The sequence below is a fragment of the Vibrio sp. 2033 genome, from assembly GCF_033339735.1.
Window position 1 is genome coordinate 1 of the sequence record NZ_JAWOVC010000722.1, and the last position, 543, is coordinate 543.

Genomic DNA, 543 nt, shown 5'->3' on the forward strand with positions numbered 1-543 from the left:
CTGCTCGTGAACATTTCGTTGAGCAAGCCGATGTCCACACCGCAGGATTCCATGTCGCTCATTATTCGCTCAGCCTGAGCTCGCTTTTCTTTTTCTTCTTCTTCTCGCTTTTTGTACTCTTCCTCCAGTTCATTGAGAACGCCCTTCATTCTGTCAATGATCTCCCGAACTTCATCTAACGGGAGTCCTCGCAACAGGGTGCGAATGCGGCTTTTACGCTTTAACTCTGCGATTATTAACTCTCTACGTTCAGCCGCTGATAGCGTAGAGAACTCCTCGTGGTCTTTCATGTCATACGGAGCCCATCAGTTTTCCTTTAAGTGAATCACGTTGAGAGTTCAGTTTTGCGTCAGTCTGCACTGGCGAATTTTGATGCTGTGCAGGTTGACTCTCTGAACTCTGTTGCTCAAAAGACCCAATGTTGCCAGAAAATCGAAGAGAATAAAGACCCAATAGAGCAAGGGCGCGGAGCCGATCACTACGCGCCTTATGCTGCATCTGGGACAGTTCACGATAGAGCTCCGGAAAGGCTTGCTCCGATAT

General features: G+C 48.3%; 2 protein-coding genes. One reads left to right on the forward strand and one right to left on the reverse strand.

Features of this window, described 5'->3' with window-relative positions:
- Positions 1-290: H-NS family histone-like protein (locus R7P74_RS28720; protein ID WP_318124092.1), on the reverse strand; the 290-nt coding region annotated here is incomplete at its 3' end.
- A gap of 54 nt (positions 291-344) precedes the next feature.
- Between R7P74_RS28720 and R7P74_RS30005 the strand changes: the two genes are divergently transcribed.
- On the forward strand, positions 345-543 hold a 199-nt coding region (locus tag R7P74_RS30005; RefSeq protein WP_443293544.1), incomplete at its 3' end, for a hypothetical protein.